Annotated in this window: 21 protein-coding genes; 10 read left to right on the top strand and 11 right to left on the bottom strand. The window is 63.3% G+C overall.

Annotated elements, in window-relative coordinates; translation table 11 throughout:
* Positions 1 to 255: ISAs1 family transposase (locus tag A3AU_RS1000000139520; protein WP_027054009.1), on the top strand; the 255-nt coding region annotated here is incomplete at its 5' end.
* Between the two features lie 184 nt (positions 256 to 439).
* Here the strand turns inward: A3AU_RS1000000139520 and A3AU_RS0117490 are convergent.
* Positions 440 to 1,858, bottom strand: a complete 1,419-nt coding sequence (locus A3AU_RS0117490) for an aminotransferase (protein WP_027054008.1) — start codon at positions 1,856 to 1,858, stop codon at positions 440 to 442.
* Positions 1,859 to 2,236: 378 nt separating this feature from the next.
* On the opposite strand from A3AU_RS0117490, the gene A3AU_RS0117485 reads away from it, so the two are divergent.
* The 3 genes from A3AU_RS0117485 to A3AU_RS0117475 all read left to right on the top strand — a co-directional run bounded on the left by A3AU_RS0117485 (position 2,237) and on the right by A3AU_RS0117475 (position 5,113).
* A complete protein-coding gene (locus A3AU_RS0117485) occupies positions 2,237 to 3,154 on the top strand; it encodes an ABC transporter permease (protein WP_027054007.1) in 918 nt (305 codons plus the stop codon).
* Positions 3,151 to 3,972 carry an ABC transporter permease gene (locus A3AU_RS0117480; protein ID WP_027054006.1) on the top strand — a complete coding sequence of 274 codons (822 nt, stop codon included), beginning with the start codon at positions 3,151 to 3,153 and terminating at the stop codon, positions 3,970 to 3,972. Before A3AU_RS0117485 ends, A3AU_RS0117480 begins: the two co-directional genes overlap by 4 nt.
* Positions 3,973 to 4,039: 67 nt before the next feature.
* Positions 4,040 to 5,113: an ABC transporter ATP-binding protein gene (locus A3AU_RS0117475; protein ID WP_027054005.1), complete on the top strand. Its 1,074-nt coding sequence runs from the start codon at positions 4,040 to 4,042 to the stop codon at positions 5,111 to 5,113.
* On the opposite strand, the gene A3AU_RS0117470 is transcribed toward A3AU_RS0117475, so the two are convergent.
* The 5 genes from A3AU_RS0117470 to A3AU_RS0117450 all read right to left on the bottom strand — a co-directional run bounded on the left by A3AU_RS0117470 (position 5,077) and on the right by A3AU_RS0117450 (position 10,272).
* On the bottom strand, positions 5,077 to 6,387 hold the full coding sequence (locus tag A3AU_RS0117470; protein WP_027054004.1) for a flavin monoamine oxidase family protein: 1,311 nt from the start codon (positions 6,385 to 6,387) through the stop codon (positions 5,077 to 5,079). The two genes, A3AU_RS0117475 and A3AU_RS0117470, sit on opposite strands and share 37 nt — an antisense overlap.
* The gene (locus tag A3AU_RS0117465) at positions 6,384 to 7,460 is read right to left on the bottom strand and encodes an extracellular solute-binding protein (protein ID WP_027054003.1); all 1,077 of its coding nucleotides are present in this window, start codon (positions 7,458 to 7,460) and stop codon (positions 6,384 to 6,386) included. The genes A3AU_RS0117470 and A3AU_RS0117465 overlap by 4 nt, the downstream gene beginning before the upstream one ends.
* A 193-nt stretch (positions 7,461 to 7,653) precedes the next feature.
* On the bottom strand, positions 7,654 to 8,736 hold the full coding sequence (locus A3AU_RS0117460) for an ABC transporter substrate-binding protein (RefSeq protein WP_027054002.1): 1,083 nt from the start codon (positions 8,734 to 8,736) through the stop codon (positions 7,654 to 7,656).
* Positions 8,737 to 8,784: 48 nt separating this feature from the next.
* Positions 8,785 to 9,471 carry a transcriptional regulator BetI gene (gene betI / locus A3AU_RS0117455; protein ID WP_027054001.1) on the bottom strand — a complete coding sequence of 229 codons (687 nt, stop codon included), beginning with the start codon at positions 9,469 to 9,471 and terminating at the stop codon, positions 8,785 to 8,787.
* Between the two features lie 6 nt (positions 9,472 to 9,477).
* Complete coding sequence (locus tag A3AU_RS0117450) at positions 9,478 to 10,272, bottom strand: class I SAM-dependent methyltransferase (protein WP_027054000.1); 795 nt, start codon at positions 10,270 to 10,272, stop codon at positions 9,478 to 9,480.
* Positions 10,273 to 10,550: 278 nt separating this feature from the next.
* Here A3AU_RS0117450 and A3AU_RS0117445 point away from each other — a divergent pair, with 278 nt between their 5' ends.
* Genes A3AU_RS0117445 through A3AU_RS0117430 form a run of 4 tightly spaced genes read left to right on the top strand, consistent with a single transcriptional unit; the run spans position 10,551 to position 15,251 of the window.
* Positions 10,551 to 12,170 carry a phytoene desaturase family protein gene (locus A3AU_RS0117445; protein WP_027053999.1) on the top strand — a complete coding sequence of 540 codons (1,620 nt, stop codon included), beginning with the start codon at positions 10,551 to 10,553 and terminating at the stop codon, positions 12,168 to 12,170.
* Entirely contained in the window at positions 12,157 to 13,722 is a 1,566-nt protein-coding gene (locus A3AU_RS0117440) for a phytoene desaturase family protein (protein ID WP_027053998.1), read from the top strand. The genes A3AU_RS0117445 and A3AU_RS0117440 overlap by 14 nt, the downstream gene beginning before the upstream one ends.
* Positions 13,723 to 13,725: 3 nt before the next feature.
* Positions 13,726 to 14,985, top strand: coding sequence for an aminomethyl transferase family protein (locus A3AU_RS0117435; RefSeq protein WP_027053997.1), 1,260 nt, complete (start codon positions 13,726 to 13,728; stop codon positions 14,983 to 14,985).
* A gap of 2 nt (positions 14,986 to 14,987) precedes the next feature.
* Positions 14,988 to 15,251, top strand: coding sequence for a hypothetical protein (locus A3AU_RS0117430; RefSeq protein ID WP_027053996.1), 264 nt, complete (start codon positions 14,988 to 14,990; stop codon positions 15,249 to 15,251).
* 7 nt (positions 15,252 to 15,258) lie between these two features.
* Here A3AU_RS0117430 and A3AU_RS0117425 read toward each other — a convergent pair whose 3' ends face one another.
* The 4 genes from A3AU_RS0117425 to A3AU_RS0117410 all read right to left on the bottom strand — a co-directional run bounded on the left by A3AU_RS0117425 (position 15,259) and on the right by A3AU_RS0117410 (position 18,323).
* A complete protein-coding gene (locus A3AU_RS0117425; protein ID WP_027053995.1) occupies positions 15,259 to 16,317 on the bottom strand; it encodes a dipeptidase in 1,059 nt (352 codons plus the stop codon).
* Between the two features lie 146 nt (positions 16,318 to 16,463).
* Positions 16,464 to 16,763 (bottom strand): GNAT family N-acetyltransferase, encoded by a 300-nt coding sequence (locus A3AU_RS0117420; protein ID WP_027053994.1) that lies wholly within the window; start codon positions 16,761 to 16,763, stop codon positions 16,464 to 16,466.
* Positions 16,764 to 16,765: 2 nt separating this feature from the next.
* Positions 16,766 to 17,386, bottom strand: a complete 621-nt coding sequence (locus A3AU_RS0117415) for an alpha/beta hydrolase (RefSeq protein ID WP_027053993.1) — start codon at positions 17,384 to 17,386, stop codon at positions 16,766 to 16,768.
* Between the two features lie 4 nt (positions 17,387 to 17,390).
* Positions 17,391 to 18,323, bottom strand: coding sequence for a VOC family protein (locus A3AU_RS0117410; protein WP_027053992.1), 933 nt, complete (start codon positions 18,321 to 18,323; stop codon positions 17,391 to 17,393).
* A gap of 225 nt (positions 18,324 to 18,548) precedes the next feature.
* On the opposite strand from A3AU_RS0117410, the gene A3AU_RS0117405 reads away from it, so the two are divergent.
* Entirely contained in the window at positions 18,549 to 20,114 is a 1,566-nt protein-coding gene (locus A3AU_RS0117405) for an alkaline phosphatase family protein (RefSeq protein WP_027053991.1), read from the top strand.
* A gap of 98 nt (positions 20,115 to 20,212) precedes the next feature.
* Here A3AU_RS0117405 and A3AU_RS0117400 read toward each other — a convergent pair whose 3' ends face one another.
* Positions 20,213 to 21,532, bottom strand: a complete 1,320-nt coding sequence (locus tag A3AU_RS0117400) for a PRC-barrel domain-containing protein (protein WP_027053990.1) — start codon at positions 21,530 to 21,532, stop codon at positions 20,213 to 20,215.
* Positions 21,533 to 21,795: 263 nt separating this feature from the next.
* Here A3AU_RS0117400 and A3AU_RS0117395 point away from each other — a divergent pair, with 263 nt between their 5' ends.
* On the top strand, positions 21,796 to 22,716 hold the full coding sequence (locus tag A3AU_RS0117395; protein WP_027053989.1) for a diacylglycerol/lipid kinase family protein: 921 nt from the start codon (positions 21,796 to 21,798) through the stop codon (positions 22,714 to 22,716).
* Positions 22,717 to 22,727: the final 11 nt, after the last annotated feature.

Genomic DNA, 22,727 nt, shown 5'->3' with positions numbered 1-22,727 from the left:
CAGCAGGCGATCGACCTCACCAGAGCGCATTGGCAGATCGAAAACGCACTGCACTGGATGCTTGACGTTCACCTGCGCGAGGACCTCAGCCGTGCCCGCAAGGACAACGCCCCTGCCAACATCGCGCTCCTAAACCGCATCGCCAGAAATATCCTTCAGGCCGCCGACATCGACAAAGTCCCCATCAGCCACCGCATCAAAAAATGCGCCTGGAATGATGACTATCTCATCCAGGCCATCGTTCATATGCGATAGCCCTGCCCTCGAGGGGGAGATGTCCGGCAGGAAAGAGGGGGGCGTGAAGGAACGCGACCTTCGTCCCCTACGATCATCCACAACTGACGAAAATGCATTGCTGCGATAAATCTAAGAGGCCGGCGAGACAGCGCCCCCCTCTGCCCTGCCGGGCATTTCCCCCACAAGGGGGGAGATTAGCTAGTCACCCCCGCCAGACGCCTTCCTTCCGCAGATCATCCATCGTGCGTGAAATGCCCTCGCGCAGGATGCCGACCATGTCGTCGATCTGCTCGCGCGTGATGATCAGCGGCGGCGACATCACGCACATGTTGATCAGGGGACGCACCAGCAGGCCGAGTTGGTGGCAATGGGCGTCGATGCGTTTGCCGACATCCTTGTCGAGCTGCAGCGGGTCCTTGCTTTCGCGGTCGGCGACGCATTCGACGCAGGCCATCAGCCCCGCGCCGCGCACCTCGCCGACCAGCGGCAGGTCTTCCAAGGTCTTCAGTCGCGCCTGGAAATAGGGCGCGACGGCCTGGGTGTGGGCAAGCACCTCTTCTTCCAGCAGATCGAGATTTTTCAGCGCCACGGCGCAGCCGACGGGGTGGCTGGTGTAGGTCAGGCCATGGCCGAACATTGCATCGGGATGGTTCGAGCGGCGCAACTCTTCCAGCAGCCGTTCCGAGATGATGACGCCGCCGAGCGGGAAATAGCCCGAGGTGACGCCCTTGGCGAAGGTGATCATGTCGGGATCGATGCCGAACACGTCGCCCGAGGCGAAGACATGGCCAAGCCGGCCGAAGCCCGTCACGACCTCGTCGGAGACATAGAGGATGTCGTTGTCGCGGCAGATCTCGCGGATGCGCTTGAGATAGCCGTCGGGCGGGATCACTACGCCTCCCGATGCCTGCACCGGCTCGCCGACAAAAGCCCCAATCTTGTCGGCGCCGACACGGGCAACCGTGTCGCGGAACTGGTCGACGAGGAAATCAGTGAAGGCAGCAAGGCTCGTGCCGTGCGGACGACGGAACGGATCTGGCGAGGACAGTTTGATCACCAGTTCGTCGGCGCCGTCCATCCAGTCGCGGTCGCGCGGGCGGCCATTGAGCGAGGCCGACAGATAGGTCGAGCCGTGATAGGCGCCGCCTCGGCTCAGGATCAGCTTCTTTTCGGGCCGGCCGCGTACATTGTTGTAGAACTGCATGAAGCGCAGCGCTGTCTCCACCGCCGAAGAGCCGCCGGTGGTGTAGAAGACATGGCTGAGATCGCCCGGCGCATGGCCGGCGATGCGCATGGCAAGTTCCGCCGACGGCGCGTTCATCGTGTACCAGGGCGTGTTGTAGGACAGCGCCATCGCCTGGTCGTACATGACCTTGGCCAGTTCCTCGCGGCGGTGGCCGACATTGACGCACCACATGCCGGCAGGCCCATCGATCAGCCGCTTGCCGGTGTTGTCGGTGATGTAGATGCCGTCGCCTTCGCCGATCAGCGCGCGTGCCTCGGCACCGACGGATCCGGCATAGGGCCAGGGCTGGATGAGATGGCGCTTGCCCAGTTCGATGGCATCGCCGCCGCCGGGCGCCGCCATCTCGGTCACCTTCAGGTCCCTCACCGCAGCCATTGTCGTCTCCACATCTCTGTCGATTTTTCCCTGAACTTCAAATTCGGAGAAAACCCCGGAAACGGAGGCTTTCCTCACCTAATTTTGAATGTCCGTTCAATCAATATCTCAGAATTAACGCTTGATTTCAATCCACGGATGCGCGCAAGATGAAAGAAGGCCGGCAAGCTAGGAACGCGACCAGCAAAAGTGGTCACCGGTTTTGCGGCCGATCGCGTTCCAAGGATAATTGGGAACAAACAGCCGGCGTCAGCACAATGGGATGCGCATGGCGGAACAGTCCAGGCCAGCAATCGAAATCACGCCCGCAGCCCTGCCTCGCGGAGTCTGGCGTCCCGGAGTCCGGCTCCTCGGAGTCTGGCCCCCCGGAGTCTGGCCATGACGGCGGCCGCGGAGGGGTCGCCCCCGCTGCGCATGACGCGGGCAAGACGAAATGCCCTTCTGCAATCGGAGCCCGTACAGGGCTTCGCTCTGATCAGCCCGACCTTTCTCTATGCGCTCATCCTTCTGGTCCTGCCAATCCTGGTGGTCATCGCCCACTCCTTCTGGACGCAGCATTACCTGACCATCGACCGCACCTTCACGCTGGAAAATTACCGCGTCGCGCTCACCGAGCCGATCTACCGCGATTTGTTGTGGCGCTCGCTCTACATCTCGCTGACGGTCAGCCTGTTCACCGTCATCCTGGCCTACCCGATCGCCTACTTCATTTCCTTCCATGGCGGCCGTCACAAGAGCCTGTGGCTGTTTCTCATTACCATCCCGTTCTGGACCAGCTACCTCCTGCGCGTCATGTCGTGGAAGGTTATCCTCGGCTACAATGGCGTCTTGAATTCCGGCCTGATGGGCCTCGGCATCATCGACGAGCCATCGACCGCCCTGCTCTACAATTCGAGCGCCGTCATCATCACTCTCACCCATGCCTGGGCGGCCTTCGCCATCCTGCCGATCTTCGTCTCGCTGGAAAAGGTCGACCGCACGCTGGTCGAGGCAGCCACGGATCTCGGCGATGGCCCCTTGCGCTCATTCCTGCGCGTGACCTTGCCGTTGTCGGCGCCGGGCGTCATCTCGGCGGCGCTGATCGTCATGATCCCGACTGTGGGCGATTATGTCACGCCGAAGCTCGTCGGCGGCAAGGACGGTGTCATGATCGCCAACGCCATCCAGGCGCAGTTCGGCAAGGCGGCCAACTGGCCACTGGGTGCCGCCCTTTCCGTCACCACCATGCTGATCGTCACCCTGATGGCCGGCGCCACCGTGCTGATCATCCGCGCACTGCAGAGGCTGGCACGATGAGGGCGCGGCGTTTCCTGTCGGGCGGCTGGCTATCCGTCTATGCGTTCCTCTACATCGTTTTCCTCTACCTGCCGGTCATCTTCCTGCCGATCTTCTCGATCAACACGGCCCCGACGCCGAAATTCCCGCTCACCGGCTTTACCCTGCAATGGTATGCGGACCTGCCGCACACGCCGGCTTTGCTCGACGCCGCCTGGAACAGCCTGAAAGTCGGCGTCAGCGCGTCGGTTCTCGCCACCGTGCTCGGCATCCTCGCCGCCCGTTCGATCACCCGCTATCGCTATCCCGGCCGCCGCACCATACATGGCCTGATCATGGCGCCGCTGGTGCTGCCCGAGGTGATCGTCGCCATCTCGATGCTTCTGGTGATGTTGCAGCTGGGCTTGAGCCTCTCGCTGTTCACCGTCGTGCTCGGCCACGTGCTGGTCTGCATTCCCTATTCGATGACCGTGCTGACCTCCGGCTTCGAGGGCTTCGATCGCAGCCTGGAGGAGGCCTCCGCCGATCTCGGCGAAAGCGCCTTCGGCACCTTCCGCCGGGTGACGCTGCCGATGGTGGCGCCGGCGATCATCTCCAGCCTGCTCGTCTGCTTCACCATCTCGCTGGACGAGTTCATCATCGCCTTCTTCCTGACTGGCACCGAAGCGACGCTGCCGATCTACATCTGGGGCCAGTTGCGCTTCGCCTCGAAACTGCCGGGCGTGCTGGCGTTGGGCACACTGCTTCTCGTTGCCTCTTTCCTGTTGATGACAATCGCCGAAATCCTGCGTCGCCGCGCGGCCAGACGGACCCAGAACGAGGGAGGCCTCTATGCCTGAACAGCTGCAGATCGAGCGCCCCCAAGCGGACCGGCAGCAATCGGACCGAGCCCAATCGGATCGAGCCATGATCGAGATCCGCGACGTCACCCGCAGCTATGGAGCGTTCAAGGCGCTGGACGATGCCTCCCTGACCATCAGGGAAGGCGAGTTCTTCTCGCTGCTCGGGCCATCCGGCTGCGGCAAGACCACCTTGCTGCGGATGATCGCCGGCTTCGACAACCCGACCAGCGGTTCGATCGCGGTCGGCGGCCAGCCGATGGAAGGCATTCCGGCCAACCGCAGGCCGACCAACATGGTGTTCCAGAGCTATGCGATCTTCCCGCATCTCAATGTCGAGCAGAACGTCGCCTATGGGCTGAAGCGCCTGAAACTGCAGGGCGGCGAGGAGAAGCGTCGCGTCGAGGAGGCGCTGGCGCAGGTTTCGCTGACCGGGCTTGGCAAGCGGCTGGCCACGGAGTTGTCCGGCGGCCAACGCCAGCGCGTGGCGCTCGCCCGTGCGCTGGTGATGCGGCCCAAGGTGCTCTTGCTCGACGAACCTCTGTCGGCACTGGACAAGAAATTGCGCGAGCAGATGCAGGTTGAGCTGCGCCGCCTGCAGCAGGCCGTCGGCATCACTTTCGTGCTGGTCACCCACGACCAATACGAGGCGCTCGCCATGTCCGACCGCATAGCCGTGATGTTCGGCGGCAAGATCGCGCAGGTCGCTTCGCCGAAGGAAATCTACCAGCGCCCGGTCAACCGCCAGGTCGCCGACTTCCTCGGCGGCATGAACTTCATCAAGGCCGAGATCGTCGAGGAGAACGGCGCCTCGCTGACCGTCGACACGCTCGGCTTCGGCCGCGTCAAGACCGACAAGCCGAAGGCGTTCGTGCGCAATGGCGGCGCCGCCACGCTGGGCATCCGGCCGGAGCGCCTGCGCGTGCTGTGGGACAACGCGACGGCAAAATTCGAGGTCGCCGGCACGGTGGTCGAGCGCCATTATTTCGGCGAGATCACCCACCTGATCGTCGAGATACCGGGGCTGGAAAAACCGCTGTCGGTGACCGAGACCAACGATTTCGGCGCCGACGACATCCCCGTCGGCACCCCGATCCGCCTCGCCTACGATCCGGAGGCGCTGGTGGCGATGGGAGACTGAAGATCGGCAAGAACCTTGCGCGCCGCGAGGCGGCCCGCAACGATCGCGCCTTCGACATAGCCGGGGAATGACGGCGACAGTTCCGAAGCGGCGAAATGCACCGGCGGCGCACCTGCAACAATCGTCCGCTCGGCCTTCCTTGCCTTCATGTTGACGACGAGGTCGCTGTAGGCGCCACCGCTCCAGCGGTCCTGTATCCAGTCGCGCGAACTGAAGTCGATGATATCACCGGCATCCGGCCCGAGGGAGTCCTGCAAGCGGGCCGTAACTTCCGCGCGAAGAGCCGCCGCGCTCAGCCCCTGCCAGCGCAGCGCCAGCGGGCCCCCGATGAAGACGACGAGCGCGGCATGTTCCGCATCCTTGCTGGCGTCGCAGGCAAACAGGCCCGGCAGGTCGCGCCACATCACCATGCCGCACAGGCCCCGTTCGCGCCAGAACGGCTTGGCATAGCGCACCAGGATCTTGATCACCGCGCCGCTTTCCCAGACGCCAAGAGCCTCGCGCAGCGCTGACGGCAAAGCGGGCGCGAAATCGAGCTTTGCGGCCGTCGCCGGGGGCAGCGCGACCAGTACTTGGCGCGCTTCGATTGCACCCTTGGCCGAGACGACGAGGACACCTTGCCGACCATGCTCGATGCGCGTGACCGGCTCATTCAGGCGCACCCGGCCACCGAGATCACCAGAAAGATCCTCGGCCAGCGACTGCATGGTCTTATGCAGAAAATACTGCAGCTCCGGCACCTCGTTGGTGATGCGGCGGTCATTGTCGATCAGGTACCAGAGCGGCACCCTGTCCATCGGCAGGCACCACAGACCTTCGATCATCGACCGGAAAGCCGTCTTGGCATCGGCGGCATCATGCTGGCGTTCGAGCCAGGTGGCGACGCTCATGCCTTCTATCGAGGGGTCGTCCGGCTCGATCCCGTTCATGCGTTCACGGATCGCCATCGCACCGTGATAGGTTCGTTCGGCCTGTATAGCCGACATCGACGGATGGGCGATGAAATCGCCGTCGACATAGGTTTCGACCAATGTCTTGCCGCGTGTCCTGGCAAGTGCCATCACTTCCGGCATATCTTCGCACAGGAACTGGCCGCCGCTGTCGATGCGCTCGCCCAGCCCGTTCCGCACGGCTTCCACACGGCCGCCGACGCGGTCGCGCGCCTCCAGAATAAGGAAATCCATCCCGGCCCGCTTCAGCTCGAGCGCCGCCGACAGGCCGGTGAAGCCGGCACCGACGATGACGACGCCTGTTCTTTCCAGTTCGCTCGTCAATAGCCTGCCTTGATCTTCTCGAATTCGTCGACCATGCGCTTCTTCAATTCCGGCGCGACCGGCTGCTGGAACAGCGTCTTGTCGAGGAACTTGTCGATGTCGTCGAAGCCGCGCTCGGCCAGTGCCTTGTGGTCGATCGCAGCCATGCCGGCACTGTTGCCGTGGCCGTAGCCGAACGTCGTGACCATGTATTTCGAAATATCGGGCGCGTTGACCGCGCTCAGGAAATCATAGGCCTGGTCGAGCTTGCCCGGCGCGTCCTTCATCAGCACGTAGCCGCACACCCAGGTCGACATGCCTTCCTTGGTATCACGGTTCATGGCGACGGGAACGCCTTGCCCGTTCATCGCGATCAGTGTCTGGCCCCAGCCCCAGGCAAGGTCGACCTCATTGCCGGAGAAAGCCTGGTCGATGTCGCTCGAGTCGGTCCAGTAGAGACGCACGTTCTTATGCACCTGGCGCAGGAAATCGGACGCCTCCTTGAACTGCGCGTCGGTCATCTTGGTCCAGTCCTTGAGGCCGATGACCAGGCTCGCCAGCGCATAGGCATCGTCGACATTGTCGCCGATGGTGATGCGCCCCTTGAATTTCGGGTCGGCCAGGATCCGCAGTGACTTCGCCTCGACGGCTGTCACATTGTCGGTGCGGTAGAGCAATGCCGTGTTGCCCCAGTCGAACGGCATGAACCAGGCCTTTCCGTCAGCGGTGGTGGCGAGGTTCTTCATCGCCATGATGCCGGGATTGAGATCCTTCCAGCCGGCGATCCGGGAAGTGTCGAGCGGCTGCAGCAGGCCCGCGTCGCGCCATTTCGCCACGCTTTGCGAACAGGGATGCGCGATATCGGTCTTGAAGCCCGCCCGCATCTTCTCGAAGGCTTCGTCCTCGTCGCCGAAGAAGGCGAAGGTCGGCTCGGCACCATGTTTGGCGGTGTAGGCGGGATGCAGCAGCGGATCCTCGTAACCGGACCAGTCGAACACCACGAGATCGCCGCCACCTTCCGCAAAGGCATAGACCGCGCCGGCGCCGATCACGCATGCGGCGGCAACGGCCAGGCGGCGTAGCATCGGCGTCATGGCAAGACTCCCCCATCGCGAAAAAAGCCGCTGTGAGGTTAGGAGAAATCATCCGCTTTGGCGAGGCCCGCCCGCCCACCATGACAGCGGCGGACGGGCGGTCGAGACGCGAGTTACAGTCCTTGTTTGAGCATGATCCCTGAACAAAACGGACTCCCGTTTGTCACAAAAGACCGGCTTCAACTTTTTGGGCTCAGTACCCGGCTTTGATCTTCTCGAATTCAGCGATCATCTTCAATTTGAGGTCCGACGGCAGCGGCGACTGGAACAGCGTCTTGTCGACGAATTTCTGCACGTCGTCATAGCCTTTTTCCTTCAGGATCGCCTGGTCGACGCCGGCCATGCCCTTGGCGTTGGCCTGACCGTAGCCCCAGTCCTTGACCAGCACCTTGGCGGTCTCCGGATCGTTGACGGCGTTCAGATAATCATAGGCCTTGTCGATGTTGCCGGGCGCGTCCTTGAACAGCACATAGCCGCAGACCCAGGTCGAGATGCCTTCATTGGTATCCTTCACGGACTTGATCGGCACGCCTGCCTTGACGGACTGCACAGTCGCATCGTTCCAGGCCCAGGCGAGATCGACCTCGCCGCCGCTCAACAGTTGGACGATGTCGGTAGTGTCGGTCCAATAAGAGCGGACGTTCTTGTGCACCTGGCGCAGGAAGTCGGAGGCCTGCTTGAACTGGTCGTCCGTCATCTTGGTCCAGTCCTTCAGGCCGATGGCAAGGCTCGCCAGCGCATAGGCGTCGTCGACATTGTCGCCGATCGAAACGCGACCCTTGAATTTCGGATCGGCGAACGCCTTCAGCGACTGAACGTCCTTGGCGTCGATCTTGGAGGAGTTGTAGGTGAGCTGGGTGTTGCCCCAGTCCCAAGGCATGAACCACGCCTTGCCGTCATCGGTCGTGGCGAGGTTTTTCATCGCCATGATGCCGGGATTGAGATCCTTCCAGCCTGATATCTTCGAGGTGTCGAGCGGCTGCAACAGCCCTGCCTCGCGCCATTTCACCACGCTCTGCGAGCAGGGATGGCCAAGATCGGCCTTGAAGCCGGAGCGCACCTTCTCGAACGCCTCATCCTCGTCGCCGAAGAAGGCGAAGGTTGGTGAGTCGCCATTCTTCTCGACATATTTCGGGTGGAAGCTCGGATCTTCGTAACCAGACCAGTCGAACACGATCAGGTCCTTGTCGGCGGCGACGGCGAACGCTGCCGCCGAAGCCGCAAGCGCGCCGCCCAGCGCCAATGTCAATGTCAGGCATCGGCTAAATCTCTTCATGCTGTTCCATCCTCTTTTGGTCTTGCCGGTCTTGGCGGCCGGCTGTTGCTAACCGTAGTGCTTCGGGAAGGCGGCGGCCAAAAAGGCGTTTGCCGCCTGCAAGGCTGTTTCGCGCGTCGTATCCTCGGTGCCCATCATCAGCCGCAGCCACAGCCCCTCCAGCATGGCCGACAGCGACAGCGCCATCACCGGCGGGTCATAGGTATACGAGCCGCTCTCCTTGAGGGTCGTGCAGAGATCGATGAAGACCTGCTGGTAATAGGCATCGCGCGAACTGCTCAGCGCCTGATAGGTGGGCCGCGATTTGGCCTCGCCCCAGAAGGCCAGCCAGGCGGCGAGCTTGCGCTTGTTGCAGATCGAGCGGTCGAAGTCGGCCCAAACCAGTTGCTGCAGCTGCCGCGCCGGATCGTCGCCTGCCTTTTGCAACGAGGCGCGCCAATGCGCCGAATACTCGTCATACATGTGCTGCAGCGTCGCGATCAGCAGCTTTTCCTTGCTCTCGAAATGGAAGTTGACGATGCCACGCGAGAGGCCCGCGCCATCAGCGACATCGGCCATCGTCGTCTCGGCGTAGCCGCGCTTGGCCAGGGAATCGATCGTCGCCTCGATCAGCTGCAGCTGACGGACCTCCTTCGAAGCCTTGCGGCCGCGCTTTTCCGCATCGCCCTTTCGCACCGTCTCGGTGAGAATGTCCCTGGCCTCGGAAGTCTTCATGGGTGTGACGGTCTCCAGCATTGCCGGCTATCCAACCGGCCTCCAACCGCGCAGATGAGTGGGACGGTGCTCGCCACTGTCAAGCACCTTCTGCATTGCCTCCCAGGTCTTGATGTTCTTGTCGACATAGGCCGCGCCGACCGCTGCCGCGGCTCGGGCGTAGAGCGGTCCCTTGAGCCCCGCCAGCTCCCCGCGCGCCACTCCACGGTACCAGGGATTGCGGTCGCGCACGGTGATGTCGGCAAAGCCGGCCCGGCGCATAGCCTCTGCATAGCGCGCCGGCGACGCCATGGTGAAGGACAGTCCCTCCGCCGCGACATAGGTCTTCATCGCCGCCGAGGGTTCGCCGTCATGCCCAATCATCCAGTTGGAGGCGGCAAAGACACCGCCCGGCTTCAGCACGCGGAAGATCTCGGCGAACAGGCCGTCCTTGTCGGGCACATGCAGCAGCGCGTCCTTGGAAAAGACGACGTCGAAGGAGCGATCGGCGAAAGGCAGCGGTCCGGGTGGCGCCTGGACGAAGTCCGCCCGATCCGAGAGCCCGAGCCCGGTGGCCCGCCGCCTGGCCGCCTCGATCACCGGCTGCTCGACGTCGAAGCCCGTGGCGTGGGCGGCGCCATGGCGTTCGACCAGATGCAAGGTGACGCCGCCGGAGCCACAGCCGATGTCGAGTACCGTCTTGCCCCCGAGCGAGAGCCCTTCGATCACCCGGTCGACCTCCTCAGGCCCGCCCGGCGACAGGTAGCCATCGCCCCACAGCGCCTCGAGAAAGCGGATGGCGGTGTCGTCATACTCCGGCTCGGCATCTGCCGTCTCGATCATCAGCCCTCGATCCCCAATCGATGAATGCCCGTTTCGAACGCCGGCAAAGCCTAGCGCATGTGAGGGAAAACGCAACATCATTTGTTGAACATTCATTCAGTATGACTGGACAGAATGGCCGATGCCGTGCCAAATTCAGCTCATTCGGGAACAGATCACGCAAAAATGAACAGCGGGTCGCCTAAGCAATTCCCGGGAAAGTCCGGGCGGTTTCCCCTTGGGAAAACCGCGCAGTGCCTTCCCTTGGAATCGAGCAAGAGAGGGAAGACTTGGCCACAATGAAAGCTTGGGACGCGATCGTCATCGGCGGCGGCCATAATGGCCTGGTCAACGCCTGCTATCTCCAGCGCGCGGGCCTCGACGTGCTGGTGGTGGAGAAGAACGACTGGGTGGGGGGTGCTGCCACCAGCCGCGAGCTGACGCCTGGCTTCCTCTATTCCAACTGCTCCTATGTCTGCTCGCTGTTCCGCCCGGAAATCATGCGCGACCTCGAACTGCCCCGCTTCGGCCTGCAGGTCATTTCCTACGAAGGCGGCGCGGTGTTCACCCGCGACGGCGATTACCTTGCCAACTACCGCGACCACGATGCGCACCGGCGCGAATTCGCGCGCTTCTCCAAACGCGATGCCGAGGCCTATGACCGCTACGCCCGCGACGTGACGCGGCAGTGCCGCTTCATCCAGCCGCTGCTGATGCGCACCGCCCCCGACCCGACCAGCCTCAAGCCGCGCGACCTCGGCGAGCTTCTTTACCTCGGCAAGAAGTTCGCCGGCCTGTCGGCGGAAGAGATGGCGCTGACGCTGCGCTTCTGGACGATGTCGATCTCGGAGTTCCTCGACGAGTATTTCGAGACCGATGTCATCAAGGCGAACTTCGCTCTGTCCGGTATAATCGGCACCGCGCTCGGGCCGATGTCGCCTGGCACGGCCTACGTGCTCTTGCACCATTACATGGGCGAGGTCGACGGTTCGGTCGGCGCCTGGGGCTATGCCCGCGGCGGCATGGGCGCCGTCACCAAGGCGCTGGCCGCGTCGTTCAAGTCCTCTGGCGGTACCATCCGCACCGGCGCCGAGGTCGACCACGTGCTGGTGAACCGAGGCAAGGCCAAGGGCGTGGTGCTGGCCGGTGGCGAGGAGGTTTACGGCAAGCTCGTCGTCTCCAACGCCGACGTGAAGCGCACCTTCCTGAAGCTGGTCGAGGAGAAGGAGTTGCCCGACATTTTTCTGCGCCGGGTCAAGAACTTCAAGATCCGAGGTTCCTCCGGCAAGGTCAACATCGCGCTCGATTCGCTGCCGGAATTCCCGGCACTGCCAAAGGATTCGCCGGTCTATCGCGGCGACATGCACTTCACCGATTCGATGGAACGCATGGAACGCGCCTATGACGACTGGAAGGCCGGGCGCTGGTCGGCCGACCCGTTCCTCGACATGGTCATCCCGACGACGCTCGACCCGACCATGGCGCCGCCGGGCAAGCACTTCATGAGCTGCTTCGTGCAATACGCACCGCCCAAGGTGAACGGCCGAGACTGGACCGATGCCGACCGCGACGGCTTCGCCGAAAGCGTGATCGCGCAGATATCAGACTACTCGCCAGGCTTCCGCGACCGCATCGTGCACATGGAGGTGCGCACGCCGCGCGAGATCGAAGCCGAGGTCGGCCTCACCGAAGGCAATATCTTCCAGGGCGAACTGACCTTCGACCAGCTTCTGTTCAACCGCCCGGTGCCGGGCTACGCGCAATACAGCTCGCCGGTAGGCGGCCTCTATATGTGCGGCTCCTCGACCCATCCTGGCGGCGGCGTCATGGGCGCGCCCGGCCGCAATGCCGCCGCCGAAATCCTGCGTGATCTCGCCAAATCCACCTCGCATATGAGCCCGGCCCATGACGTCATTTGATGTAATCGTCATCGGCGGTGGCCATAACGGCCTCGTCGCCGCCGCAACGCTGGCCAAAGCCGGCCGCAAGGTGCTGGTTCTGGAAGCCGGCAGCGAAGTCGGCGGCGCCGGGCGCACCGAGGAATTCGCACCGGGTTTTCGCGCCTCCTCGGTCGCACATCTGCTGAACCGCCTGCATCCCGATGTGGTGAAGACGCTGGAGTTGGAAAAGCACGGGCTGCAGTTTGCCCGCGCGGACTTCCTGCCGTCGGTTGCCCTGTCCAAGGACGGCCCAGCGCTTATGCTGCATGGGGCCTATGGTCAGGTATTGACCGGCGCCAGTGCGTCCGAGCAATCCGCCTGGAAGGACTTGCGCGCCCAGCTGCTGCGCTATGCCGGCATCCTGAAACCCTTCCTCTCTCGACGGCCGCCCGATCTCGCCGGCATGTCGCTGCTCGAGACGGCGTCCCTCGGCCAGACCGCGCTGGCCTTGAAAAAATTCGGCAAGGAAGACATGCGCGATTTCCTGCGCGTGCTGCTGATGAATGTCACCGACCTGCTCGATGAGCAGCTCGGGGATGACAGGCTGAAAGGCCTGCTCGCTTTCGATGCGACGCTCGGCAGCCATCTCGGCCCGCGCTCGCCGACCTCGCTGCTCGGCCTCTACTACCGTCTGGCCGGCGAAACCGGCGGTGCCGCCGGTGCACAGGTTCTGCCAGATGGGGGAATGGGCGCCATCGTCGCGGCCATTCGCGCCTCGGCGGAGAAGGCAGGTGCCACCATCCGCACATCGGTCGCCGTGGCAAAGATCCTCGTCGAGAAAGGCCGCGCCGTCGGCGTCACGCTCGACACCGGCGAGGAGTTGCGCGCCAGGACTGTCGTCTCCGCCATCAACCCGGCAACAACCTTCCTCCACCTTGTCGGGCCACGCGCAATCGACACCGGTTTTGTCCGCAAGGTGAAAAACATCCGCATGAAGGGCGATGCCGCGAAGCTCAATCTGGCGCTCGACCGGCCGCCGCACTTCACCGGTGCCGATGCCGCCGGACACAGGGGCCGGCTGGTCATCGCGCCCTCGCCCGATCATGTCGAGCGCGCCTTCAACCCAAGCAAGTATGGTGAGTTTTCGCCCGAGCCGGTGATGGAGATCACGCTGCCCAGCCTCGCCGATCCGTCGCTCGCCCCTTCCGGCGCCTGTGTGCTGTCGGCGGTGGTGCAGTACGCGCCCTATGCCTTGAAGGAAGGCTGGGCCGCCGGCAAGCCGAAATTCCTCAAGGCGGTCATGACGCAGCTCGAGGCTTACGCGCCCGGCATCGGCACGAGCGTCGTCCATGCCGAGCTGCTGACTCCGGCCGATATCGAGACGCGCTACCGCATGCCGGGCGGCCACTGGCACCACGGCGAACTGCAGGCCGACCAGATGCTGATCTCGCGGCCTGTCTCGGGCTGGTCGGGCTACGACACACCGCTCGACGGCCTGTTCCTGGCCGGCGCCGGCTCGCATCCAGGCGGTGGTGTCTCCGGCGCTCCCGGCCTCAACGCCGCACGACGCATCATTGCGATGAAGGGATAGGCCATGGCCCAGGCGACCAGGAAGAAGCCCGTTGCAAAGACAGCCGATTCGGCAGTTGCCCCCCGCATCGCCGCGCAATCCCATTTCCGCACGCTGCGCCTCGGCACACCGTTCCAGCCGCGCATCGACGCACTGGCGAAGACCCAGGACTGGTACAATTGGTCCGGCTATCGCGCTCCGCATTCGCTGCGGGACGAGGAGCTGGAATATTTCGCCATCCGCAGCCAGGCGGCTTTGTTCGACATCTCGCCGATGACCAAGTATCGGATCGAGGGGCCGGATGCCGAAGCCTTCCTCGACCGGGTCACCTTGCGCGACGTGACGAAACTCAAACCCGGCCGCGTTCACTATACGGCGTGGTGTGACGATGAGGGGTTTGTTCTCGACGACGGCACGCTGTTCCGGCTCTCGCCGACACGGTTCCGCCTGTGTTCGCAGGAGCGGCATCTGCCGTGGCTGCTCGACAGCGCCATTGGCTTCGATGTCACCGTCTCGGAAGAAACCGAGGCCGTCGCCGGGCTGGCCCTGCAAGGACCCACCGCCTTCGCCGTGCTGCGCGATGCCGGCTTCGCGGGCATCGAGAAGCTCAAAGTCTTTGACCTTGCCGATTTCCAGCACGATGGCGCAACAGTCACAATCTCGCGCACCGGCTTCACCGGCGATCTCGGCTACGAACTGTTCGTGCCGGCCGACAAGGCGCTGAGCCTGTGGGATCGGCTGATGGCGGCGGGTGATTTGCGCGGCATCCGCGCCATCGGCTACACCGCGCTCAACCGCGCCCGGCTCGAGGCCGGGCTGATCGTCGCCAATGGGGACTTCACCACCGCCGAACATGCCATCCGCGCCGACCGCTTGCGCAGGCCCGACGAGATCGGCCTCGGCTTCATGATCGACCTCGAAAAAGGCCATTTCAACGGCCGCCGCGCCATTCTCGAAGCGCGTGCCAAACGCAAGCTGCGCCATGTGCTGGTCGGGCTGGAGATCGAAGGCAACATTCCGGCCGAACACGCCATCGTCTACCACAAGAAGCATCAGGAGGTCGGCCTGGTCAGCGCCGCCATGTGGTCGCCGATGGCCAAGCGCAACATCGCCATCGCCTCGCTGGAACGACCGTATGGTGATACTGTTGTGGAAGACCTATGGGTCGAGATCTACGCCATGCGCGAGCTGCAGTATCAAAAGCTGATGAAGCGGGCCAAGGTGGTGGCGCGGCCCTTCATCAAGCTCGACCGCCGCACCGCAAATCCGCCGGCGGATTTCTGACCATGCCGGACGAAGCGGACAAGCAGCAGGAAGACGGGGAGGTCGCCGAGCAGTGGGAGCTGGTCAACGCCCCGCTCGGCGAGAAATGGTCCGGACGCACGCGCTATGCCGCCGCCATGTTCTTCTACAAGCGCGACGAGATGAGCGCCGAGACGCTCGAGGTCTACCGCATCTGCGCAAGGCTCGATTCGGAAGACCCCTTGCCGATCATCCGCGACCGCGGCATCGGCAAGGATTGGCTGAAACGCATGGGTTACGACAAGTAGCGTCGGCTCAGCCGATCGTCCGCTCAAGCATGTTGAGCCAATTGCGATAGGCGATCTTCTCGATCAGCGCATGGCCGAAGCCACGCGCAGCCAGCGCATCGATCAGCTTCGGCAGGCCGGCGACGTCGCCGATGACGGCCGGGATCATGGCGCCGTCGAAATCGGAGCCGAGACCGACGCCGTCCTCGCCCAGCGCCTGCAGCAGGGAATCGACATGGCGGACCATGATGTCGAGGCTGGTGTCGGCATTCATGCGGCCGTCCTCGCGCAGGAAGCCGGTAGCGAAATTCAGCCCGACCATGCCGCCCGACTCGCGGATTGCGCCGAGCTGCCAATCGGTCAGATTTCGCGAGTGGCCGCAGATCGCATGCACGTTGGAATGCGTGGCAACGAGTGGCGCATCGCTGAGGCCAACCACATCGCGAAAGCCCTTCTCGTTGAGATGCGAGAGGTCGATCATGATCTTGAGTTCGTTGCAGGCCTTGACCAGTGCCTTGCCGGCATCGGTCAGGCCAGGCCCGGTATCGGGCGAGGAGGGAAAGCGGAATGGAACGCCGTGGCCGAAGGCGTTCGGCCGGCTCCAGACGATACCGAGCGAGCGCAGGCCGGCGGCATGCAGCACATCGAGCATGGTGAGTTCGGGATCGATCGCCTCGACGCCTTCGATGTGGAACACCGCGGCGATCGTGCCTTTGGCCATGGCGTTGCGGATGTCGGCGGCGGTGCGGCAGACCGCCAGCGCGCCGGCACGTTCCAGCCGGAACAGGATCGACGCCATCGCGATCGTCGAGTTGAGCGCATCGGTGCGCGGCACCTCCGGCGGCAGCGGCTCGCTGTCGCTCGGCGCCGAAGGCACGGCGCTGCGCCTGGCTTTTTCGACCGGCGGCGGAAAGATGGCGAACATGCCGCCGGCAAAGCCGCCGGCCTTGGCGCGCGGCAGATCGATATGGCCGCCCGATTTCCCTTCGATGAAGAGCTTTTCGGCGTCCGCGTCTTTCGACTGATACAGCCTGAGCAGCGTATCATTGTGGCCGTCGAAGACGGGGACGAGGTCTATTTCGGTCATCGGGGGATCATTCAGTTCGTTTGTCGGCACGGCAGTATGTCATATCTAGGCAAGATATCCGGTCGCGGCAAATAACAAACCCAACCGGCAGCGGGGACGGCCCCCTTATCACCCCGCTGCTGCCTTTCAATGAAGTGCCTGCACCCCTAATGCTTCAGCACGTCGGCCCATTGCGGATGCCGGCGGAACTGGGCATTGGCGAACGGACACAGCGGGATGATCTTCTTGCCTGCCGCACGCGCATCCTCGACAGCGCGGGTGACGAGGCGAAGCCCGGCACCCTGGCCGCGAAACGCGTCCGGCACTTCGGTATGGTCGATGATGATCTGGTGTTCGCCGATCTTGGTGAACGTCATCTCGGCCTCGGCGCCGCCGGGGCCGCGCAGGACATAGCGACCCTTGGAGCCACGGTCTTCGAGTTCGATCTCGGGCAATTGGTCGGGCATGTCTACACTCCTTGAGCGACACCGGCGAAGAGCCGCCGCGCCGCCTCGATTTCATTTGGCCGCACCTCGTGCCCGCCTTCGTGCCACTCCACTGTGACATCGGCGCCGTCGGCGCGCAAATAGGCTTCGAGCCGCGTCGTCAGGTTCGGCGGGCAGATCGGATCGCGCTTGCCCGCGGTCAGCAGGATGTGGCGACCAGCGAGGCTGCCCTTGACCTGCGGCTCGAACGGGATCAGCGGATGCATCAGCGCCGTGGCGTCGAACTGTGATGGCGCGGCGAACACCATCGAGGCCAGGATGTTGGCGCCGTTGGAATAGCCGAGGCCGAGCACCGCCGAAGGCTTTGCCGCCTCGACATGCGCCTTGACGAAGCCCGCCATCTTGTCCGTCGCCCGCGCCAAGTCGTCCATGTCATAGACACCTTCGCCGGTGCGGCGGAAAAAGCGCGAGGCACCATGTTCGGACACATCGCCGCGCGGCGAGATGATGGTGGCCCGGGGCGCGAGATCGCGCCCCAGCGAGATGAGTTGGCTCTCGTCGCCGCCGGTGCCGTGGAAGACGAAAAGCAGGGGGCCGCCCGGCGAACCTGGCAGCACCTTGTGGATGTAAGCGTCCTTGCTCATGGCCTCAGCCTTCCAGCTTCTGCAGATGCTGTTCGAGATAGGGTCTGAGATGCTGATGCTGCGCCGGCAGCTTCAGCGCCTCGCCGAGATGAGCGGTATCCTCATCGCGATCGAACCCCGGCTCATTGGTCGCGACTTCGAACAACACGCCACCCGGCGTGCGGAAATAGATCGCCCAGAAATAGTCGCGGTCGATCACCGGCGTCACCCCATAGCCACTGTCGATCAACGCCTTGCGCACTTCGAGCTGCTTGGCGCGGTTCTCGACGGCGAAGGCGACATGATGGACCGAACCGGCGCCGAGATCGGCGAAGGCCGCCGTCGGCAGCGATTCGATATCGACGACATCGGCGCCATTGCCGTTCTTCACGGCAAGCCGCCTGACATTGCCTGATTTGTCGACTTCCTCGTAGCCCATGAACTTCAACAGCTCCTCGGTGGCGCCGCCATCCTTCAGCCTAAGCGAAACCGAGTGAAAACCGCGAATCGCCTCGTCGGAAGAAACGCCGCCCTTCACCCAGGGCGCGCGGCTGTCAGCCTTGTCCTCGACCAGGGCGAAGCTGTCGCCGTCAGGCCCTGCAAAGCTAAGCCGCTTTTCACCAAAACTCTCCTCGCCCGAGACGCCGGTCACGCCTTGCTCGGCGAACCGCTTTTCCCAATAGGCGAGCGTGCCTTGCGGCACCGAGTAGGCCGTGGTGCCGACTTCGCCGACACCGTGCCGGCCTTTGCCGATGTTGGGAAACGGAAAATAGGTCATCACCGAACCGGGCGTGCCGGTCTCGTCGCCATAATAAAGGTGGTAGACGTCGGGTGCGTCGAAATTGACGGTTTTCTTGACCCGGCGCAGGCCGAGCTTATGAGTGAAGAAATCATTGTTGCGCCGAGCATCCCCAGCCATCGAAGTGACGTGATGCAGGCCCTTGATCTGGTCGAGCACTGTCTTGCTCCTTCCCTGGTGTTTGTGCGGCCCTTGCCGCTGTCCACGCCAATATGAGGACACGACCGACTTAGGCAAAGGCGGTAAACACAGAATGGACTGTGCTGTAAAAGTGAACAACCGGACGATTTTTGTTCACCAATCGACGAGTGCGGGCGGTCTTGCGCCTTTGCTGGAAATCAGGTCCATGAAAGGCACTAGACCATCCAGCGAAAGGTATCGTGCGTGACAGGAAAAGCCAGGCGCCCGAACGTTCTCCTGATCACATGCGATCAGTGGCGCGGTGATTGCCTGTCGGCTGCCGGCCATCCCGTGGTGAAGACGCCGAACGCCGACGCGCTGGCTGCCGAGGGTGTGCTGTTCAAGCGCCACTATGGTGGCGCAGCACCCTGCTCGCCGGCACGTGCCTGCCTATACACCGGCCTTTATCAGATGAACAACCGCGTCTGCCGCAACGGCTCGCCGCTTGACGACCGCCATGGCAACATCGCTCTGTATGCGCGGTCCTTTGGGTATGACCCAACCCTGTTCGGCTACACCGACGTGTCGCTCGACCCGCGCCGGCTTGCACCAGGCGATCCACGGCTGCGCACCTATGAGGGCGTGTTGCCCGGATTCACGCCGCGCCAGCTGCTGCCGGAGCATCAGAAGCAGTGGCTGTCCTGGCTCAGGCAGCAGGGTATCGATGCAGGCGCCGGATTTCCAAACATCCATCGTCCCGTCGACGAGACGGACGAGGCGGTGACCGAAGCACCGCCAATCTATTCGAAAGACCAGACGCCGACGGCCTTCCTTGCCGGTGAATTCGTCCGTTGGCTGGGCGAGCAGGAGCAGGCCAAGCCATGGTTCGCGCATCTCTCTTTCATCAGCCCGCATCCGCCCTTCATCGTACCGGAGCCCTACAACACACTGTATGATCCGGCGGGCGGCCCGGCCTTTCACCGGGCGGAGAGCTGGCGGGCCGAAGCTCAAAGCCATCCCTATCTCGCCTATGATCTCAGCCGGCAGAAACGCGCGAAGTTCCGCCCCGGCTCCGCAGGCAAGGTGCATGACTGGAGCGAGGATGACTTCCGCCGCATCCGGGCAATCTATTACGGCATGATCTCGGAAGTCGACGCACAGCTCGGCCGCGTCTGGCAAGCGGTCAAGGCATCAGGCGCATGGGACGACACCGTTATCGTTCTCACCTCCGACCACGCCGAGATGATGGGCGACCATTTCATGCTGGGCAAGGGCGGCTATTTCGACGGCAGCTACCACATCCCGCTGATCATCCGCGACCCGCGCCACCGCAAGGCTGCCGGCGCCAATGTCGATCGCTTCACCGAAGCAGTGGACATTTTTCCGACCCTCATCGACCTGCTCGGCGAACCTCCCGAACAGCATCTCGACGGATGCTCGCTGAAACCCTTCCTGAGTGGCGGAACCCCCGCCGCCTGGCGCGATGCCGCGCATTGGGAGTTCGATTTTCGCTCGATCGCAGGCGGCGAAGCCGAGCAGCATTTCGGCATTGCCTCGCGCCAGTGCAACCTCGCCGTGATCCGCACTCAAAAATTCAAATACGTGCATTTTGGCGGCGGCTTGCCGCCTCTGCTTTTCAACGTCGAGACCGACCCTGGCGAACTGGCCAACCTCGCCACCAGCCCCGCGCATCTGGCCACCCGACTGGAATTCGCCGAGCGGCTGCTCGCCTGGCGGGCCGAGCATCTCGACCAGTCACTGGCGCTGGCGGAACTGACGGAAAATGGGGTGGTTGGACATGTCAGCAATAGAATAGGCAGTAGGGAATAGGGCTTGCCTACTGCCTACTGCCTACTGCCTACTGCCTACTGCCTACTGCCTACTGCCTACTGCCTACTGCCTACTGCCTACTGCCTACTGCGTACTGCCTACCTCAAGATCATCCGCTGCTGGTCACGCTTCTCGGCGTAGCTGCCCTTGTCATAAGCGGGCTGGGCCTCGAGCTGTTCCTTGGTGAAGGTGGTGTAGAGATACTTGTTGCCGTCCTTGTCGGTCATGAATTTCAAATTATCCATGCCGACCGCCACTTCCTTCGAGCCGATGCCAAGGAAGCCGCCGACATTGATGATCACCGCGTCGGTCTTTTTGTCCGGCGTCAGCACGACGTCGCCAATCTCGCCGACCTTGGCATCATTGGCACCGTAGACATTGGTGCCCTTGAGGTCATCGGCCCTGATCTCGCCGACAGGCATCGCGGTCAGCGTCGACTTGTCGATGGCAGCCGTCTGGGTCTGATCGGGGGCCGTGGCATCAGTCGCTGGCGCCTCGGCTGTCTTGTCGGCCGGGGCGGCGGCAGGAGCGGTGTTAGCGGCCGGCGCGGTTGCGGCCGGCTCGTTGGATGCCGTTGTCGCCGGCACCGGATCATAGGCCTTGCGGTTGAAGTCCGGCTGCGCCTGCAGCTCTTCCTTGGTCGTTTCCGCCACCAGCCAGCGGTCACCGTTCTTCTCGGCCCACTTGGCCTTGCTGAAATCGTAGGTCACGTTCTTTTCGCCCATACCGAGGAACCCACCAACGCCGATGACCAGCGATTCGGCCTTGCCCTCCTTGGTCAGCACGATGTCGTTGACGTCGCCGATCTTCTGCGCATCATCGGCGGTGCCATTATAGACGTTTTCGCCGATGATGTTGGTGGCGAGATTGCCGTCGGCGTGCTTCACCGGCTCGGCCTGCGCAGTATTCAGGTCGACGGGCTTCTGTGCAGTATCAGTCGCCGCGGGCGCCGTCGGGGCCGCTGCGTCGGTCGAAGTGGGGGCCGGCGCCGGCCCATAGGCCTTGCTGTCAAACTCAGGCTGCGCGGTCAGTTCGTCCTTAGTCGTTTCGGCCACCAACCAGCGGTCGCCGTTCTTCTCGGCCCACTGCAGCTTGTCATAGTCGAAAGCGACATTCTTTGTTCCGACGCCCAGAAAACCACCGACGCCGATGACGACGGATTTCGCCATGCCGTCCTTGTCGAAGACGATGTCGCTGACCTTGCCGATGTTCTCGGCATTGTCCCCGGTGCCGTTATAGACGGATTCGCCGATGATGTTGGTGACGATGCTGCCGTCGGCGCGCGGCACCGGTGCGGTCGCGGCGGGCTCCTGGGCGGACGGTGCGGCGGCAGGCGCGGGGGTCGTCGCGCTCTGCGCAAAGGCACCTGTCGCGATCAGCGTCGCGAGGGCGGTGGTGGCAAAAAGGGTGCGGATCATAGTGGTCTCCTCTGTGTGATTTCATGCACGCCGCGCCCTCACTGAACCTCCGCTGAGGAGGCCGGATGCGGCGTGCGCTACAGGTTCACAACGTCGTGACCATGCCGTTGTTCCGACCAAAATAGTCGCGGAAACATGCAACCGCAGGATGGGAGGGGCACCGACTTACCCGCGTGCCCATGGAACCTTTCGCGCGTCGCCACGTTTCAGCCGGAGGCTGGATGCAACCCGGCCGGGTTTTGGCTGACAGGACGGAGCGGGGCATGAAATTTGCAGCGGTGCTGAACCGGGATGGCGGCACCTTGCGCACCACCGACCTCGATACTTTTTCCGACAGGATGCGTCAGACGCTGGAGGCCGCGGGGCATTCTCTCAGCATCGATGTTGTTGCAGGCAAAGACGTCGAGGAAAGCCTGGACAGCGCTGCCTCGCGCCGCACTGTGGACGTGGTTCTGGCCGGGGGCGGTGACGGGACCATTTCGGCTGCGGCCGCCAGGCTGATGGGCAAGAAAAAGGCCCTTGCCATATTGCCGGCCGGGACCATGAACCTGTTCGCCCGTGGTCTCGGCATTCCGCAGTCCCTCGATGCCGCGCTGGTATCCTTCGCCGACGGCGAGATCATCGCCGTTGATATGGCTACCGCCAACGGCCAGCCCTTTGTCCACCAGTTCTCGATCGGAATGCACGCCAAAATGGTGCAGTTGCGCCAAGGCATGGAATTCGGTTCGCGCCTGGGAAAGATCCGCGCCTCGGCCCAGGCGGCGTGGACTACGATCAACAACCCGCCGGCCATGAATGTCACGCTCGGCATCGGCGAGGCCGAGATGACCGCCCGCATCACCGGAATCGGTGTCACCAACAACCTGTTCGGTGAAGGCCACTTGCCCTATGCGGACAACCCTGCGGGCGGCGTGCTCGGCATCTATGTCACGGTGGCGCAGCAGCGTGCCGAACTGGTCAAATTCCTCTTCAACATCGCGCGCGGCAAATGGCGCGACAACGAGCATGTCGAAATCCATCAATCCGACCGCACTGTCCTGAAAATCCATTCCGGCAGCAGAAAGTTCCGCGCCGTCATGGATGGCGAACTGGTCAGGCTCGAGCGTGAGACGACGATCGAAATCAGGCCCGGCGCGCTGAATGTCCTGGTGCCGGCCAGCATCGCTGCGGCAAAGGCTGCCTGATGCCAACCATG

This window comes from Mesorhizobium erdmanii USDA 3471 (assembly GCF_000472705.1).
In the GTDB taxonomy this organism is placed as follows: Bacteria; Pseudomonadota; Alphaproteobacteria; order Rhizobiales; family Rhizobiaceae; genus Mesorhizobium; species Mesorhizobium erdmanii.
This window is presented reverse-complemented; position numbering and strand designations above follow the sequence as displayed.

Excerpts from the sequence above, each read along its gene's own strand:
- A3AU_RS0117445 (WP_027053999.1), top strand. The coding sequence starts at position 10,551 with ATGAAAGCTTGGGACGCGATCGTCATCGGCGGCGGCCATAATGGCCTG.
- A3AU_RS0117425 (WP_027053995.1), bottom strand. The coding sequence starts at position 16,317 with ATGACCGAAATAGACCTCGTCCCCGTCTTCGACGGCCACAATGATACG.
- A3AU_RS0117415 (WP_027053993.1), bottom strand. The coding sequence starts at position 17,386 with ATGAGCAAGGACGCTTACATCCACAAGGTGCTGCCAGGTTCGCCGGGC.
- A3AU_RS0117485 (WP_027054007.1), top strand. The coding sequence starts at position 2,237 with ATGACGGCGGCCGCGGAGGGGTCGCCCCCGCTGCGCATGACGCGGGCA.
- A3AU_RS0117395 (WP_027053989.1), top strand. The coding sequence starts at position 21,796 with ATGAAATTTGCAGCGGTGCTGAACCGGGATGGCGGCACCTTGCGCACC.
- A3AU_RS0117430 (WP_027053996.1), top strand. The coding sequence starts at position 14,988 with ATGCCGGACGAAGCGGACAAGCAGCAGGAAGACGGGGAGGTCGCCGAG.
- A3AU_RS0117460 (WP_027054002.1), bottom strand. The coding sequence starts at position 8,736 with ATGAAGAGATTTAGCCGATGCCTGACATTGACATTGGCGCTGGGCGGC.
- A3AU_RS0117480 (WP_027054006.1), top strand. The coding sequence starts at position 3,151 with ATGAGGGCGCGGCGTTTCCTGTCGGGCGGCTGGCTATCCGTCTATGCG.
- A3AU_RS0117440 (WP_027053998.1), top strand. The coding sequence starts at position 12,157 with ATGACGTCATTTGATGTAATCGTCATCGGCGGTGGCCATAACGGCCTC.
- A3AU_RS0117400 (WP_027053990.1), bottom strand. The coding sequence starts at position 21,532 with ATGATCCGCACCCTTTTTGCCACCACCGCCCTCGCGACGCTGATCGCG.
- betI (WP_027054001.1), bottom strand. The coding sequence starts at position 9,471 with ATGCTGGAGACCGTCACACCCATGAAGACTTCCGAGGCCAGGGACATT.
- A3AU_RS0117465 (WP_027054003.1), bottom strand. The coding sequence starts at position 7,460 with ATGACGCCGATGCTACGCCGCCTGGCCGTTGCCGCCGCATGCGTGATC.
- A3AU_RS0117435 (WP_027053997.1), top strand. The coding sequence starts at position 13,726 with ATGGCCCAGGCGACCAGGAAGAAGCCCGTTGCAAAGACAGCCGATTCG.
- A3AU_RS0117475 (WP_027054005.1), top strand. The coding sequence starts at position 4,040 with ATGATCGAGATCCGCGACGTCACCCGCAGCTATGGAGCGTTCAAGGCG.
- A3AU_RS0117450 (WP_027054000.1), bottom strand. The coding sequence starts at position 10,272 with ATGATCGAGACGGCAGATGCCGAGCCGGAGTATGACGACACCGCCATC.
- A3AU_RS0117420 (WP_027053994.1), bottom strand. The coding sequence starts at position 16,763 with ATGCCCGACCAATTGCCCGAGATCGAACTCGAAGACCGTGGCTCCAAG.
- A3AU_RS0117490 (WP_027054008.1), bottom strand. The coding sequence starts at position 1,858 with ATGGCTGCGGTGAGGGACCTGAAGGTGACCGAGATGGCGGCGCCCGGC.